This is a genomic window from Mycobacterium sp. UNC410CL29Cvi84, from assembly GCF_000686745.1.
Classification (GTDB): Bacteria; Actinomycetota; Actinomycetes; order Mycobacteriales; family Mycobacteriaceae; genus Mycobacterium; species Mycobacterium mucogenicum_B.
In genome coordinates this window covers 18370-36190 of record NZ_JMLM01000024.1, presented here as the reverse complement: position 1 = coordinate 36190, position 17821 = coordinate 18370, and the positions used below count along the sequence as shown (strand labels likewise).

Below are 17821 nucleotides of genomic sequence, written 5' to 3'. Positions count from 1 at the left end.
TAGGCGCTGCGTCGTGGGAGCGATTATAGCTACAGGCGTCAATAACTGCTCGGTCGATCCGTGAGCCAGTGGTGCAGCTGAGGCGAGCCTGCGGCAACCGGCAGTGGGCGGCCTGTGGCAAGGGAGCCACCTGGAACTGAGGGGTGTGCATGGCGAGATCGCGCGCACACCCCTCAGATTCGTTACGTCAGTCCGTTGCCTCGGGCCCGGCTTCGCCGGAAGCCTCCCCGGCAGGTGCCTCTGCCGCCGGTGCCTCAGCCGGCGCCTCAGCCACGGCCTCAACCGCAACCTCCGGCGCATCCGACGGCGGCAGTTGCGACGCCAGGTGCCCGGCGAGTTCGCCGAGGGTCGGGTAGTCGAAGATCGCCGTCGGGCTGATGTCGAACTTGCCACCGAACTGACCGAACAAGCGGTTACGGAGCTCGACCGCCATCAGCGAGTCGGTGCCCAGATCGAGGAACCGGCTCGTGGCCGCGGGCGGCTGTGCCAGGCGCAGGAAGCCCTGCACCTCCTTCTGCAGGAACTCGGTGATGAACCCGGCGCGCTGGGCGTCCGGAATCTCCTGCAGCTGCCGCAGCAGCTCGCTGTCGCCGGTGGCTGCCGCATCGCTGGTCGGCAACACCTGGTCGAGCAGCGGCGGACGGATGCCGCCGAGCATCTTGGCGGCCCGCTGCCAGTTGGCCTTGAGGACCGTCGCCTGCGCGGCGCCGTGCCGGATCACCTCGCCGAGAGCGGCCAGCGCCGCCGACGGCTCGAGCGGCATCATGCCCTGCGCACTCAGGTTCGCGGTGGCTGCCTGCGAGCTGGCCATGCCGCCTCGGCCCCACGGACCGAAGTTGACGGCCGTCGCCGGCAGGCCGAGGGCCCGACGGTGCGCGACGAGGCCGTCGAGCAGCGCGTTGGCCGTGGCGTAGTTGGCCTGTGCCGGTGAACCCAGTACCGCCGACGCCGACGAGTAGACGATGAAGAAGTCCAGATCGTCGTCCTGCGTCAGCTTGTGCAGGTGCAGCGCGCCGAAGGCCTTGGGGCCCAGGGTCTTCCGGAAGCGCTCCAGATCCTGCTGGGGCAGCAGCGCGTCGTCGAGCACACCCGCCAGGTGGGCCACGCCGGCCAGCGGCGGCAGTTCCGTGCGGATCCGGTCGAGCAACGCCGCAACCGAGGACTCGTCACCGACGTCGCCGGAGAAGACGTGCACCCGGCAGTGGAAGCGCTCCATCATGGCGTCGATCGCGCGCTGCGCGTCGGCATCCGGCTCGCGCCGACTGGTCAGCACGATGTCGCCGGCACCCAGCTGGGCCAGGTACGCCGCCGTGTGCAGACCCAGCGCTCCGAGGCCACCGGTGACCAGGTAGGTCCGATCCCCATGCGGCTGCAGCGGTTTCGGCATCTGCACCACGATCTTGCCGATGTGCCGCGCCTGCTGCATCCGGCGGAACGCGGTCTTGGCCTCGGTCAACGGGTAGACCTCGGCCGGCACCGGCGTCCACTCACCCTTGGCCAGTCCGTCGGCCACCTCTTCCATGAGGCGCTGGATGTGCGCCGGATCGGTCATCATCGTCACGTCCAGCGCGACGATCTCGTAGTTGATGTCCGGCCGTGCCTCTGCCATGCGCTCAGGGGTCCAGATGTCGCGCTTGGCGATCTCGGCGAACCGGCCACCCTGGGCGGTCGCCCGCACCGTGGCCTCGACGAAGCCCTCGTTGGTCAGGCTGTTGAGCACCACGTCCACACCCTCGCCGTTGGTGTCGGCGAGAATCTGGTCCGCGAAATCGGTTGTGCGCGAGTCGTAGACGTACTCCACACCCATCTTGCGCAGCGTCGCGCGCTTGTAGGTGCTGGCGGTGGCGAAGACGACCGCGCCCTTCTGGCGCGCCATCTGCACCGCCGCCAACCCGACACCACCACTGGCGGCGTGGATCAGCACGCGGTCGCCCGGCTTGAGCTGCGCCCAGTCGAACGCCAGCCGGACCGTGAGCGCAGCTGCGGGCAGCGTCGCCGCGTCGACCGGGTTGATGCCCTCGGGGACGACGGCGAGCAACTGCTCCGGCACGTTGAGCCGGCTGGAGAAGGCGCCCTGCATGGAGCCGAAGACGCGCTGCCCGACCTCGAATCGGGTGACCTCCGAACCCAATTCGGTGATGACACCGCACAGGTCGCCACCGATGGGCCCCGGATCGCCCGGGTAGAGCCCGAGCACGTTGAGCACGTCGCGGAAGTTGAGGCCGGCGGCCTCGATGCGGACCTGCACCTCGTGCGGCGCCGGCGGCGTCACGTCCTTCTCGGTCAGCCGCAGGTTGTCGATCGCACCGCGCTCGGTCGGAGCCAGCACGTAGTCGTCGGACCGCGGCATCGGCAGGTGGCCGCTGCGCGCCCAGTGCATCAGCCGTGGCACGAGGAACTTGCCTTGCCGCAGCGCGAATTCCGACTCGGTCGCCGGAGTGCCCAGGATGCCGGTCAGCCAGTTGGTGGCGTTGTCGTCGGCGCCGTCGAGGTCGACGAGCTTCAGACGCAGCGTCGGCTGCTCGTTGATGACGGTGCGTCCCAAGCCCCACAGCGCGGCCTGTACGGGGTCGACGGGCTCACCGGGCTCGGTGGCCACGGCACGCTCGGTGACGATCCAGAGGCCGCCCGTGAGGTTCAGCTTCTCCTCGGCGAGAGCGGTCTGCATCGCGCTGAGTACGGTGCCGACCTCGGTCTCCAGGCGAGCCGCGACGTCGGCGTCCTCGTACCCCGAAGCGCGCCAGACGATTCCGGTGACGGGCGCGCCGCTCTCGGCGGCCGTCGTGATCGCCTGCTGCCAGGCCGCGGCGTCCAGCGTCTGGTCGAGCTTGACGGCACCGGACAGGCCGGCGGCCAGCTCGTCGAAGCCGGCGACGAGCCAGGTGCCCGCGGTCTTGGCTTCGGCGTCGTCCGCGGCGACCGGCGTCGCACCCTCCTGCCAGCCCAGCGTGTAGAGCAGGCGGGTGGTGTCGCCGCCGAGCCCGCGCAGCAGCGCCTCACGTGGCGCCCGTTTCACGGTGAACTCGGTGATGCCGCCGAGCCGCTTGCCATCGCGATCGAGGAAGTCGATGTCGAAGACCTGAGTCTCGTTGGTCAGCTCACTGGTGTGCCAGCGGGCCCGGGCGTAGAAGCGCCGTGGCATCTTCTCGCGCAATTCGACCTGGCCGTACCGCAGCGGCAGGAACAGGTCGTGCATGCCGTGTTCGGCGGCCAGCAGCGCGGGGAAGGCCGGGAAGGCCACACCGGTGCAGAGGTCCAGTAGGACGGGGTGGATGGGCTCGCTGCTGAGGTGCTCGGCGAGCTCGTCGCCAACGGATACATCGCCGATGGCCATGCCGTCGCGGACCCACAGCGACTTGAGCGACGTGGACCACGTTGGGCCCCATGCCAATTCCATGTCGTTGAAGGTCTCGAACAGCTGCTGGGGACGCAGCCGCTCCATGCGCTCGACGACGTCCTCCATCGAGCCGGCGACGTTGTCGGACGCGTCGGCCTCGTCGGCGCCGGCCAGCAGGGTGCCGTCGGCGTTCAGTGACCACTCGGCTTCCCGTACGCCGTTCGGGCGGCTGTGGACCTGGAACTTCCAGCCTTCGCCGCCCTCGAGGGCGCGGATGGTCAGCTGGGTCTCACGAGACGCCTTGTCGGGCAGGATGATCGGCTCGTAGAAGAAGACTTCCTTCACTCGCGCCGGTGCGCCGACCGAGGCCAGCGCCATGGCTGCGTACGTCGCACCCGGCACCACGACGGTGCCGTAGATGACGTGGTGCGACAGCCACGGCTGCGTCTTGACCGACAGCACATTGCTATAGATCGTGTCGCCGGTGGCCAGATCCTTGGCGCTGCCCAGGATTCCGGACGTGGCGGCGGACCCGCCGGAGCTCATGCCCACGACGTTCGCGGTCTTGGGCCAGAAGCGGCGCCGCTGGAACGGATACGTGGGCAGCTCGACGCGGTGTCCGCGGTTCTTGACCGAGAAGTCCGGCCGGTGTCCGCAGATGTACGTCGTGGCAAGCGCTTCGGTGATCTGACGCTGGGCGTTGGCGCCCTTGCGCAGGGACACGATGGCGCGCGGGGTCTCGGCGCCCTCGGGCCAGCACTGCAGCGCGGCTGCGGTGAGGATCGGCTGGGGGCCGATCTCCATCAGCACCGAGCAACCCAGCGCGGCCACGGTCTTGACGCTCTCGGTGAACTGCACGGGCTGACGTGAATGCCGCCGCCAGTACTGCGCGTTGATGGGCGTCTCGGCGGTGAGGACCGCGCCGGTGCGGTTGCAGATCAGCGGCAGGGTCGGCACCGCGAACTGGAACTGCGTTGCGAAAGACTCGAATTCGTCGAGCACCGGGTCCAGCAGCTCCGAATGGAAGGCGTGGCTGGTCTCGAGCCACGTGCAGCGCGTGGCGTCTTCACTGCAGGCGGCGACGATCTGCTCCAGATCCTCACCCGGACCCGACAGCACGGTGTTGCGGCCGTTGTAGGCGCCGACCGACACCCGCGGGAACGCCTCGGCGGCGCGCTCCACGTACTCGGGATCGGCGAACACCGCGACCATGCGGCCACCGGCGGGCAGGCTGCCGAACAGCCGGCCGCGCTCGGCGATCAGGCGGGCGCCGTCCTCCAGGCTGAACACCCCGGCCACACAGGCCGCTGCGTACTGGCCGACGCTGTGGCCCAGCACCGCGTCGGGCTCGATGCCCCACGACTGCCACAAGCGGGCCAGGCCCATCTCGACGGCGAAGATCGCGGGTTGCGCGAACGCGGTGTTGCGCAGGGTCTCTGCCGCTTCCCGGTCGTTGCCGAACATGACCTCCAGCAGCGGGCGCGGCAGCATCGGGTCGACGGCCTGCGCGCAGCGGCGTACGACGTCGGCGAAAACCGGTTCGGTGTCGAACAATTCGCGCGCCATGCCCGGGTACTGGCTGCCCTGGCCGGGGAAGAACCACGCGGTGGTCGGCGGGTCGGCGCATTCGCCCTTGAGGACGCCCGGCCGCAGCTTGTTCGCCACCAGGTCTTCCAGCAGGTTCTTGGCGTCGTGGACGGTGTTCGCGACCACCGCGGCGCGGTGCTCGAAGTGCGAACGTCCCGACCCGGCGGTGAAGCAGACGTCGGCGATCGAGGCGTCGGGGTGCGCTTCGAGCCAGTCGCGGTACCGCTGTGCGAGCGCCGTCAGGCCCTGGGCCGAGCGCGCCGACAGCGGCAGGACGCTGATCGGTTCGGCGGCAGGGGTTTCCGGCGTGGTCTCATCCGTGACGTCGTCATCGGCGGTGACCACCGGCGCCTCTTCCAGCAGCACGTGCGCGTTGGTGCCGGTGAACCCGAAGGAGCTCACACCGGCGCGGCGCGGGCGGCCGTCGGCGTGCCACGGCGTGGGCTTGTCGACCACCTGGACGGGCAGCGAGTCCCACGGGATGTGGGGCGACGGCTTGTTGAAATGCAGGGTCTGCGGGAGCATTTCGTGCTCGAGCGACAACACGACCTTGACCAGGCCGGCGACGCCGGCGGCGGACTCGAGGTGCCCGATGTTGGTCTTGGCGGTGCCCATCAGCAGCGGCCGGTTGGCATCACGGCCGGCGCCGTACGCGGCGGCCGCGGCCTGGACCTCGATCGGGTCGCCGAGCGGGGTGCCGGTGCCGTGCGCCTCGAGGTAGTCGACGTCGCCGCCGCTGAGACCGGCCCGGGCGAGTGCGGTGTTGATGAGTCGTTGCTGCGCACCACCATTGGGGACGGTGAGACCGCTGGACGCGCCGTCCTGGTTGACGGCGGTGCTGCGGATGATCGCGGCGATGCGGTCGCCGTCGCGCTGCGCGTCGCTGAGCCGCTTGAGGACCAGGACACCGCAGCCTTCACCGCGGACGTAGCCGTCGGCGGCGGCGTCGAACGTCTTGCAGCGGCCGTCGGGCGCCAGCATCCGCGCACGGGACGCCGCGACGATGGACGCCGGGCTCAGCAGCACGTTGACGCCACCGGCCAGGGCCATGTCGCAGTCGCCCGCGTGCAGGGCCTGCACGGCCTGGTGAACCGCGACCAGTGACGAGCTGCAGGCGGTGTCGACCGCCATGGCCGGACCTTCCAGGCCCAGCGTGAACGACACGCGACCGGCGATGGCGTTGAGCGCGTTACCGGTGATGAAGTGCGGTTCGAGATTCTCGACCGAGCCGCCCGACAGCAGATGCGAGTACTCGTTGGCGCCGACGCCGATGAACACGCCGGTTCGGCTGCCGCGCAACGCGGCTGGGGCGTAGCCGGCTCGCTCGAGGCCTTCCCAGGCGATCTCGAGCATCAGACGCTGCTGCGGGTCGATCCACACGGCCTCGCGCGGGGAGATGCCGAAGAACTCCGGATCGAAGGTGTCGACGCTGTCGAGGTAGCCACCGGAGCGGGTGTAGATCTTGCCCGGCGTCATGGCGTCGGGGTCGTAGAACTCGTCGACGTCGAAGCGGTCCTCGGGGATCTCGCTGATGGCGTCGACACCCTGTGAAAGCACCTGCCAGAACGCATCCGGATCGGGCGAGCCCGGGAAACGGCACGCCACCGAGACGATGGCGATGGGCTCGTCGGCGGCGGCGAGCGACTTGACCTCGGTGACGGCTTTCGCGCCGGCCTTCTCGCTGAGGTTGAGGATGTCGCTGAGCAGGTAGTCCGCGACGTCGGTGAGGCGCGGGTGGTCCATCGCGAGGGTCGCCGGGAGTTCCTTGCCGACACCCTGTTCCAGGCGACGACGCAGTTCGACGGCCATCAGCGAGTCCATGCCCAGGTCGAAGAACCCGGTCTCCTCGCGGATCTCGGAGGCCTCGATGCGCGTCACCTCGGCGACGGCGTCCCGCAGGTACTCCAAAACCAGCTTCTTGCGCTGCTGCACCGGCGCGGCGATGAGCTGCTCGACCAGTCGGGTGTTCCCGGACGCGCCGACGGCGCCGGCGGTCGCGGATTCGGGCACCTCGCGGGCGACCTCGGCGAGCAGGGCCCGGGACCCGGCCTGCGAGTAGATGGGCAGGAACTTGGCCCAATCCATGCGCGCGACAACGGCTTCCGCGGGGTTGCCGCCGGCCACCATGACGTCCGCCATGCCGGTGAGGGCGTCGGCGGGGGACAGGGTGCGGACGCCGCGGCGCTCCAGCTGGGCGCGGGCATCGGGGTCGGCCATACCGGCGGCGTGGCCGTTCCCGCCCGCCCCCCAAGGGCCGAAGTTGACGCTCATGCCGGGCACACCCTGCTCTCGCAGGCGCCAGGTCAGGCCGTCCAGGAACGCGTTGGCGGCGCTGTAGGCGGTCTGGCCGTAGCTGCCCCACACCGCCGAGATCGACGAGGTCGACAGGAAGAAGTCGAGCTTCAGGTCGGTGACCGCTTCACTGAGATACCAAGCGCCCCACACCTTTCCGGAGAAGACGCGCTCCAGTTCGGCGTCTTCCAGAGTGGCCAGCGGGGTGGTGCTGTTCTCACCGGCGGCATGCACCACACCCGCCAGCGGCGGCAGTTCGGCGCGCAGGGTCGACATCAGGCGGGCGACGTCATGCGGATTGGCGACATCGGCGGTGACGACGCGGGTCTGGCAGCCGTACTGCTCGCGCAGCGCGTCAATGCGCTGCTGCGCTGCCTCACTCGGTGCGCGCCGACTGGTCAGCACCAGGTTCCGGGCGCCGTGCGCGGCCAGGTAACCCGCGATCTCCAGGCCGAGCGAACCGAGGCCACCGGTCACCAGATACATTGCGTCAGCGCGCAATTCCAGCTGTGTGGGGTTCGGCTGCCCGGTACGACGGACCAGCCGCGGCACGTGCACACCCTCGGCGCGCAGCGCGATCTGGTCTTCGCCACGCGGCGCGGCGATCACGTGGGTGAGCAACCGCGACCATTCGTCGGTGCTGCCCTCGGCCAGGTCGGCCAGACCGCCCCACACCTGGGGATACTCCAGCGCCGCCGAGCGGCCGAAGCCCCACAGGCCGGTCTGCTCCGGTGCGACGGTGTCGGTGTCGGTAACGCGTTGTGCGCCACGGGTGACCACCCAGATGGGCGCCCGCAGCTCGGCGGCGGCCGCCGCGCGGAACAGGCGCTGCGTGCCGCTGAGGACGCGGTGCTGCACCCGCAGCAAGGCCTGCATGGAAGCGCGGTCGGCGTCGAGTCCGGCGACGTGCAGGATGCGCAGCGCCGGCTCCTCCTCGACAGCCGCGCGCAGGTCGGCTTCCAGCTGCTGCTCGTCGGCGTCGGACCCCGGCAATCCGAGAACGCGGTGCCGGTGGCCGGCCCGGGTCAGGGCCTCGGTCAGCGGCGCGAGCACGGCCGCATCGTCACCGATGAGGACCCACGCGGAGCCTTCCCCGGCTTCCGCGGAGGCCGCCGCGGTCGACTTCTCCCAGCGGATTTCGTACCGGGCATCCGAGACGGATTGCGCGGTGCGCTGCCGGTTGTGCTGGGCCGCAAGCTTGTTCAGCACCGCGGTGGTCGACTCGTCGATGCCGCCGAGCAAGGTGGCGAGCTCGTCGATGCGACCGTCTTCGAGCAGGCGGACGGCCTCGGTGGTCGCCCCGCCACCCATGTGCGCCGTGGCAGTCGGGGTGACGCGCTCGTCGCGGAACCAGTAGGCCTTGCGTTGGAAGGGGTAGGTCGGCAGGTCGACCTTGTGCGCCGAGCCGGGCCGGACGGCGGCGAAGTCCGGCAGGTGGCCGGCGGTGTAGGTGGTGGCCAGCGCCTCGGTGATCTGCCGGTGGTCAGCGCCCTTGCGGCGCAACGACGCAATGGCCCGCGGTGCGGTCGCCGGGTCGGGCCAGGCGCGCAGGGCCGCGGCAGTCAGGATCGGCTGCGGGCCGACCTCGAGCAGCACCGCGCAACCGAGCTTCGCGAGGGTCTCGACACCTTTGGAGAACTCGACGGGCTGGCGTGCGTGCCGGCGCCAGTACTGGCCGTCGAGCTTCGCGGTGCGGCCCAGGGTGTCGCCGGTCCGGTTGCACACCAGGATGCGCTGCGGCGCGTTGAACGTGAATTGGTTTGCGTACGACTCGAATTCGTCGAGCGCCGGGTCCAGCAGCGCCGAGTGGAAGGCGTGGCTGGTCTCCAGCCAGTCGCAGCGGATGCCGTCACCGGTCAGCCCGGCGACAGCGCGTTCCAGGTCGGCGCCCGGACCGGACAGCACGGTGTTGGCGCCGTTGTATGCGGCGACCGAGAGGCTTGGGTATTCGTCGGTCAGCCGCTCGACGCGCTCGGGCGCGGCGAAGATCGCCGCCATCCGGCCGCCCGCGGGCAGGTTCCCGAAGAGGCGTCCGCGCTCGGCGAGCAGGCGCATGCCGTCTTCGAGGCTGAACACCCCGGCGACGCAGGCCGCGGTGTACTGGCCGACGCTGTGGCCGAGCACGACGTCGGGCTCGAAACCCCACGACTGCCACAGCCGCGCCAGGCCCATCTCGACGGCGAAGATCGCCGGCTGGGCGTAGCTGGTGAGGCGCAACGTCTCATCCGGACCTTCGAAAATGACGTCCAGCAACGGCTTTTCGAGCACATCGGCGACCGCGGCCGCGCACTGCTTCACGGTCTCGGCGAACACCGGCTCGGTCTCGAACAGCTCCTTGGCCATGCCGGCGAACTGGCTGCCCTGACCGGGGAACAGCCAGGCGGTCTTCGGCTTGTCCGCGGACGTGCCGCGCACCAGGCCCGGTGCCGGACGGTCGTCGGCCAGCGCGCCGAGCAATTCGCGCGCGGAATCCAGGGAATTCACCACGAGCGCGGCCCGGTGCTCGAAGTGGGCGCGGCCCGCACCCGCCGTGATGCAGACGTCCGAAAGGGTGGCCTCGGGGTGCGCGGCCAGCCAGCCGCGGTAGTCCTCGGCGGACTGCAGCAGCGCGGCCGGGGTCCGGGCCGACAGCGGCAGCACCATGAAGCGCCGGTCATCGGGCTCCTCGGCCGGCGTCTCCGCGGGAGCGACGGCAGGCGCTTCCTCAAGCAGCACATGGGCATTGGTGCCGGAGAAGCCGAACGAGCTGATGCCCGCGACGCGCGGCCGGTCGCCCCGTTCCCACGTGGTGGCCTCGTCGACGACTTTCACGGGGATGCGGTCCCACGGGATGTGCGGCGACGGGTTCTTGAAGTGCAGGTGCTTCGGCAGTTCCTGATGCTCGAGCGACAGGATGACCTTGATGATCCCGGCGACGCCGGCGGCGGCCTCGAGGTGGCCGATGTTGGTCTTCACCGAGCCGATCAGCAGCGGATCGGTCGCATCGCGTCCGGTGCCGTACGCCGCGGCCGCGGCCTGCACCTCGATGGGGTCACCCAGCGACGTGCCGGTGCCGTGCGCTTCCAGGTACCCGACGTCACCCGGCGTCAGGCCCGCACGCTCCAGCGCTTCGGCGATAACGCGTTGCTGCGCAACACCATTGGGGACCGTCAGGCCACCGGAGGCGCCGTCCTGGTTGATGGCGCTGCCGCGGATGACGGCCCGGATCCGGTCGCCGTCGCGCACCGCGTCCTCCAGTCGCTTCACGACGATGACGCCACAGCCCTCGCCGCGCACGTAACCGTCGGCGGAGGCGTCGAACGTCTTGCACTTGCCGTCCGGGGCCAGCATGCGCGACTGCGAGAAGGTGATCATGGTCGCCGGGCTCAGGATGACGTTGGCGCCACCGGCCAGCGCGAGATCGCACTCACCGAGCTGCAGCGCCTGGCAGGCCTGGTGGACGGCCACCAGCGACGAACTGCAGGCGGTGTCGACGGTGACGGCCGGACCCTGCAGGCCCAGCCGGTAGCTGATGCGGCCGGCTGCCGCGGCGCCTGAGGTACCGATGGCCATGTAGGCCTCGATCTCCGGGTAGGTCAGCTCGCCCGAGGCCATGCCCAGGTAGTCGTGCGTTGCCAGACCGATGAACACGCCCGTCTGCGTGTTGGCCAGGGCGGACGGCGCCGTGCCTGAGTGTTCGACGGCGCGCCACGCCATCTCCAGCAGCAACCGCTGCTGCGGGTCCATCATCTTGGCTTCGCGGGTGGACACCCCGAAGAAGGGAGCGTCGAACCCGACGGCGTCATCGAGGAAGCCGGCGCGGCGCGTGATGATCTTGCCGCGGGCGTCCGGGTCGGCATCGAAGAACTCGTCGACGTCCCACCGGTCTTGTGGCACCTCGGATACGGCGTCCCGGCCTTCGCGCAGCATCTCCCAGAAGGATTCGGCGTCGGTGGCTCCGGGGAAGCGGGCGGCGTACCCGACGATCGCGAAGCTGGACGTTTCCGGACCTTCGATCGTTGCCATGAAAAAGCTGTCCTCCGCGTTTTGCCGGTGACGTCCGATCCCGCGCAGGAGACCGTGTTCAGCGCCAGATTTAATGTGCGAACGGCCGGCCTTGTCGGGTGCCCAGCAGACCCACCGAACGGCGTCGGCCAGTTGATCTTCCGAACGGCCACGGCCAGCTCATCTTCTGCGGGCCAGTATTACATGTAGGTTGCTGAAGCACGAGGATTATGCGCAGCGGTGCTGATTGGTCATCGACGACCGCCCCACCAGGCGTAACGGCGCCGGCAAAGGTTGCCGGGGTATGTTGATGACGCCATCAGCGTTGCCGGGCCTCAGTGTGTCCAGACCTGGGAGGAAAGTAATTGCGAATCGGGAAAATCACGATCGGAAAGATCGATGATTGGACGCCGATCCCAGGTGTTCTGACCTCTTGGCACCCGACCGAGACGGCTCGTGAAGTGGCCCGGCAGGCACCTGTGAGTTCGGTGCCGGTCAGCTACATGCAGGGCCAGCACATCCGGGGCGTCGTCGAGCGCACCGGCTCGGGCCTGGAGTACTCCCGGCAGATCATCGCGACGTGCGAAGTTCCTGGTCAGTGCGATATCGCGGCCATGAACGAGGCGCTCAACTCGTATCTGCGCAGGCACGACACCTACCGCAGCTGGTTCGAGTACACCGACGACGGGGCGAGCGGAGCGACGGGAAATGGGTTCGCCGAGATCCGTCGTCGTACCATCAGCAATCCCGAAGACCTCGAATTCGAGCCTGTCAACCACGGCGAGCTGGCGGTCGAGGACGTCCGCAAGCACCTCGTGGACATCCCGACGCCGCTCGAGTGGGGCTGCTTCTCCTTCGGCATCGTCCAGAGCGAAGACAGCTTCAACTTCTACGCGGCCATCGACCACGTCCACGGCGACGCCGCGCTCATCGGCATCACCATGCTGGAGGCTCATGGCCGGTACACAGCATTGACAACAGGGGGCTCAGCGTTTGCTCTGCCCGACGCCGGAAGCTTCGACGAATGGTGCGTCCAGGAGCACGAGCGGACCTCGGCGCTGACCGTCGATTCGCCCGAGGTTCAGGCCTGGATCGAGTTTGCTGAGAACAACAACAACAGCATGCCGGAATTCCCGTTGCCTCTGGGCAACGCGATGGAGCCGTCGGTTGGCGACATGGTCGGCGAATCGCTCTTGGACCCGGAGCAGACGGCGCGGTTCGAAGCTGCCTGTGAGGCGGCGGGCGCGCGCTTCGTCGGTGGCCTGTTCGCTTGCATGGCGCAGGTTGAGCACGAATTGACCGGTGCGGCAACGTATTACGGCCTCACGCCGCGCGACACCCGGCGTACCTCGGACAACTTCATGACGCAGGGCTGGTTCACCGGCCTGGTGCCCATCACCGTGCCGATCGCCGCGGCGACGTTCAATGAAGCCGCGTGGGCGGCGCAGGAGTCGTTCGACGGCAACCTCAACATGGCGCGGGTTCCGTACTACCGCGTCCTGGAGCTCGCGCCTTGGCTGGACTGGCCGCGGCCCAACTTCCCGGTGTCGAACTTCCTGCACGGCGGTGCGGCGCCGCTCAACACCATCCTCGCGGCCACCGAGATGGGGTACGCCAACAACATCGGCATCTACTCCGACGGCCGGTACTCCTACCAGCTGACCATCTACATCTTCCGCTACGAAGGTGGCACGGTCATGGAGGTCATGTACCCCGACAACCCCATCGCCAAGAAGTCCGTCACCCGGTACCTCGAGGCGATGAAGTCGGTCTGCACGCGGATCGCCGACGGCGGGAACTGGTGACCCGTCGGGCGGGCTCGACAAGGGGCCTCCGTTGCGACGGCTAGCCGATTTTGTCGTGCGGTGGCCGTGGGCGGTGATCGGCCTGTGGATCACGCTGGCCGTGGCACTGCCGCTGGCCGTGCCGAGTCTCAACGAGATGGCGCAGAAGCATCCGCTGGCAATGCTGCCCGCCGATGCGCCGTCGAACGTTGCCGCCCGGCACATGACCGAGGCGTTCAAGGAACCCGGCACCGACGACCTCCTGCTCGTCGTGCTCATCAACGACCGCGGCCTCGACCGCAATGACGAAGCCACCTACCGCAAGCTGGTGGACGCCCTGCGCGAAGACCAGCACGACGTCGTCATGATGCAGGACTTCATCAGCACGCCGCCCCTGCGCAACTTCATGACCAGCAAGGACAAGAAGGCCTGGGTGTTGCCGGTCGGCCTGGCCGGTGCGCTGGGCACGCCGCAGTCGTACGCCGCCTACAACCGCGTGGCCGACATCGTCCGGCACAGCACCGCCGGCAGCCCGCTCAAGATCCATCTGTCCGGACCCGCGGCCACCGTCGCCGACCTCACCGTCGCCGGCGAGAAAGACCGGATGCCCATCGAGATCGCCATCGCAGTCCTCGTGCTCCTGGTCCTGCTGATCGTCTACCGCAATCCGGTGACCATGATGCTGCCGCTCGCCGGGATCGGCATGTCGCTGGTGATCGCGCAGGCGACGGTCGCCGGGCTGTCCCAGCTGACCGGGCTGGGCGTGTCGAACCAGGCCATAATCCTGTTGAGCGCCATGATCTTCGGTGCCGGCACCGACTACGCGGTGTTCCTGATCAGCCGGTACCACGACTATGTGCGGCAGGGCCTGGAATCCACGGATGCCGTCCGGCGGGCATTGGGTTCCGTCGGCAAGGTCATCACCGCGTCGGCCGCGACCGTCGGCGTCACCTTCCTCGGCATCAGCTTCGCCAAGATGGGCGTCTTCTCCACCGTCGGTGTCTCGTCGGCCATCGGCATCCTCGTGGCCTTCCTCGCCGCGATCACGCTGCTGCCGGCGATCATCACGCTCGTCGGGCCGAAGGGCTGGATCAAGCCGCGCAACGAGATCACCGCACAGCTGTGGCGCCGGTCCGGCGCGCGCATCGTGCGCCGGCCGCGGCTGCACCTGGTGGCCAGCCTGCTGGTGCTGCTCCTGCTGGCCAGCGCCGCGGTCTTCGCGAAGTTCAACTACGACGACCGCAAGGCTGTCGCCGCATCGGCGCCGAGCTCCATCGGGTACGCCGCGCTCGAGAGCCACTTCAACGTCAACCAGTCCGTGCCGTCGTACGTCCTCGTCCAGTCGCCGCGCGACCTGCGCTCCCCGCAAGCTCTCGCCGACCTCGAGCAGATGGCATCGCGCATCAGCCAACTGCCGGACGTCGCCATGGTCAGCGGCATCACCCGTCCCCTCGGCGAGGTGCCGCCCGAGTTCCGGGCCACCTTCCAGGCGGGCCTGGTCGGCGACCGGCTGACCGAGGGCGCCGGAATGATCGGCGAGCGCACGGGCGATATCAACCGGCTCGCAAAGGGTGCCGACACCCTCGCGACCAACCTCGCCGACGTGCGCGGCCAGGTCGGCCAGATCGCCACGCAACTGCAGACGACGCTGGATGCTTTCACCGCGATCCGCAGCCAGTACGGCGGCAACAAGCTGGTGCAGAACGTGGAAGTCGCGGCCAAGCTCGTCAACAGTGTCAGCAAGCTGGGCAACACGCTCGGGCTGAATTACACGGCGGCCAAAGACATGTTCGGCTGGGTGGGCCCGGTGCTTGCGGCGCTGCAGAACAACGCGGTGTGCGACCTCGACGTGTCCTGCGCCGAAACCCGCGGCCATTTCCAGCGGCTCGAACAAGCGCGCCAGGACGGCACCATCGACGAGATCAACAAGCTCGCCGGGCAGTTGCAGACCATGCAGGATCAGAAGACGCTCAACGCGTCGGTGCAGCAACTCCAGAGCGCGATGACCAACCTGACCAAGGTGATGCGCAGCATGGGGATGGACAGCCCCGCCGGCGCGCAGGCCAATCTGACCAAGCTGCGCCAGGGCGCCGACCGTTCGGCGACCGGCAGCCGGGAGGTCGCCAACGGCGTCGACGAGGTCGTCGAGCAGATCAAGCTGATGCGTTCGGGCCTCGACCAGGCCGGGGCCTTCCTGCTGTCGATGAAACAGAACGCGGCCGGCCCGACGCAGGCGGGCTTCAACATCCCGCCCGAGGTACTGCAGCTCGAAGCCTTCAAGTCGGCGTCCAAGATGTTCATCTCGCCCGACGGGCACTCGGTGCGGTACCTCGTGCTCACCAAACTCGACCCGTTCAGCTCCGCCGCCATGGATCAGGTCAACACCATCCGCGACACCGCCCGCGGCGCCCAGCCCAACACGTCGCTGTCGGACGCCACGGTATCGATGGGCGGATATCCGGTGGCGCTCAAGGACACTCGCGACTACTACCAGAACGACATCCGGTTCATCATCATCGTCACCGTCGCGGTGGTGCTGCTGATCCTGATGCTGTTGCTGCGGTCGCTGATCGCGCCGCTGTATCTGGTTGGCTCCGTGGTGCTTTCGTACTTCGCGGCGCTCGGCATCGGCGTCGTGGTATTCCAGTACCTGTTCCACCAGCCGCTGCACTGGACCGTGCCACCACTGGCATTCGTGGTGCTGGTCGCGGTCGGCGCCGACTACAACATGCTGTTCGTCTCACGCATGCGTGACGAGTCACCACATGGCATGCGCTACGGCATCATTCGCACGCTGTCGTCGACCGGCGGCGTGATCACCGCGGCCGGCCTGATCTTCGCGGCCTCGATGTGGGGTCTGTTGTTCTCCAGCATCGGTACCGTTATCCAGGGCGGCTTCGTCATCGGCGCCGGCATCCTGCTGGACACCTTCCTGGTGCGGACCATCACCGTGCCCGCCATGGCCACGCTCGTCGGAGACGCGAACTGGTGGCCGTCCCGACCGAAACCGCAAGGGAGCGACGTATGAACAAGCGACTTGCCACCTCGTTGGCGATTGCCACCACGCTGTTGACGGTCGGTGCCTCTGGGCCGCTTGCGGATTGGATCGCGACCGCCGACGAGCCGTGGGCCGGTCCCGGGTCGGGCTCGGGCTCGGGCGAGCCGATCGTCCCCGCCATCCCGCCGATCGGTACGCCCGGCCGCGGGTATGCACTCGGCGGCGCACACGTCATGGGCATCCCGTACGACGAGTACATCCGCCGCACCGGCGCCGACTGGTTCCCGGGCCTCAAGCGCGAGATCGTCGACTATCCCGCCGGCCAGGTGCAGGGCCACGTGCTGAGCTTCATCCCGGGCATCGAAGAACTGCACGAGAAGATGCCCGAGATCGGACTGAACGGCCCCAGCATCGGCGAGTCCGTCGTGATCGGGCAGGACAACGTCGTCAACCGCGTCCGTGAGGGCGGTCCCGGCACCGTGATCGGCCTGTCCGAAGGCGCCATGGTCGTGCACGCCGTGCAGGACCGGCTGGCCTACGACCCGGCGGCGCCGCCACCGAACGAGCTGTCGTTCGCCACCTACGGCGACCCGCTCGCCATCAACCCGTGGACGCAGAGCTTCCTGCGGCAGACGTATCCGGTCGGCAGCACGGTGCCCGCGCTGGACTTCCTGATGCCGCCGGTGGTCGACAGTCAGTACGACACTTACCAATTCATCTCGGCATACGACAGCATCGCCGACTGGCCGGACCGGCCCGACAACCTGATGGCGCTCGCGAACGCGGTCGTCGGCCTCGCCACCGGCCACACCGCGGTGGCGTTCACCAACCCGAAGAACGTGCCGCCGCAGAACATCATCAAGACCGTCAACTCCCGCGGCGCGACGACCACGACGTACATGATCCCCGAGCAGCACCTGCCGCTCGTCGTGCCGTTCAAGTACCTCGGGATGTCCGAAGCGGACATGAATCACCTTGACGCCGTGATGAAACCCATGGTGGATGCGGGATATTCGCGCAATGACGACCCGGCGACCGCACCGGTCACCGTTGATCCCGTCAACGGCTACGACCCCGCTGCCGCCACCGCCCCGGCCACTCAGGCCGCCTTCGGTGGTGCCGCCGACCCGGTGTCACAGCTGATGTCGGGTATCAACTACGTGCTGAGCCACGGGCCGAGCGCGCACTAGGGGTCAGATCCCCACCGCACCCGCGGCGACGAGCACAACACCCACCGCCGCCAGCAGGCCCGCGACTTCGTGGCGCTGGCGGGCGCGAATCCAGTTGTGCAGGTTGCTCATCGCGGTGCGGGTGCGCTGCGGCGCGATCAGGTAGGCCAGCAGCGGGATTTCAACCAACGAGAACGCCACCACGTTGAAGGTCACCAGCGCGCCCATCCGCACACCGGCCTCGAGGTGCGCGGCGGCGATGACGGCCAACGCCGCGAGATAGTCGACCGAGGGCAGCGCGATGCCCAGGCCCGCGACACCGGCGATCCACAGCGACCGGCCGGTGAGCAGCCGGGTCAGCCAGTCCGGGACGGTTCGCTCGCGCCCCTTCGTGACGGCCAGCAGCACCGCGGCCACCAAGGCCAGCACGCCGATCACGATCTGGACCGTCGGCAGGTTGAAATGCGCTGAGGCCCAAGCGGGTAACCGTGACTCGAGGAAGAACAGGACGACCGCGCCGACGGACAGGCCCATCAGGAAACCGCCGCACAGGAATGCTGCCAACTGCAGGTGTGGGCGCGGCCGGTTCAGCATGACGACGGACATGCCGATCCGGAACGGCTCCAGGCTCACCGCGATCGCCATCACCAGCAGGGTGATCCACATGCGG

The 17821-nt window shown here is 68.8% G+C and carries 5 protein-coding genes; 3 read left to right on the top strand and 2 right to left on the bottom strand.

Annotation, left to right across the window (positions count from 1 at the left end):
- Nucleotides 1-187 precede the first annotated feature (187 nt).
- On the bottom strand, nt 188-11221 hold the full coding sequence (locus tag BR47_RS0125420) for a type I polyketide synthase (protein ID WP_029121205.1): 11034 nt from the start codon (nt 11219-11221) through the stop codon (nt 188-190).
- Nucleotides 11222-11565: 344 nt separating this feature from the next.
- Here BR47_RS0125420 and BR47_RS0125415 point away from each other — a divergent pair, with 344 nt between their 5' ends.
- From BR47_RS0125415 to pe, 3 genes are read left to right on the top strand one after another with little or no spacing between them, the layout of a single operon-like run.
- On the top strand, nt 11566-13005 hold the full coding sequence (locus tag BR47_RS0125415) for a condensation domain-containing protein (RefSeq protein ID WP_029121204.1): 1440 nt from the start codon (nt 11566-11568) through the stop codon (nt 13003-13005).
- A gap of 31 nt (nt 13006-13036) precedes the next feature.
- Complete coding sequence (locus BR47_RS0125410) at nt 13037-16012, top strand: MMPL/RND family transporter (protein WP_029121203.1); 2976 nt, start codon at nt 13037-13039, stop codon at nt 16010-16012.
- A complete protein-coding gene (pe, locus tag BR47_RS0125405; RefSeq protein WP_029121202.1) occupies nt 16009-17172 on the top strand; it encodes an acyltransferase PE in 1164 nt (387 codons plus the stop codon). Before BR47_RS0125410 ends, pe begins: the two co-directional genes overlap by 4 nt.
- A 3-nt stretch (nt 17173-17175) precedes the next feature.
- Here pe and BR47_RS0125400 read toward each other — a convergent pair whose 3' ends face one another.
- The gene (locus BR47_RS0125400) at nt 17176-17817 is read right to left on the bottom strand and encodes a GAP family protein (RefSeq protein WP_029121201.1); all 642 of its coding nucleotides are present in this window, start codon (nt 17815-17817) and stop codon (nt 17176-17178) included.
- Nucleotides 17818-17821: the final 4 nt, after the last annotated feature.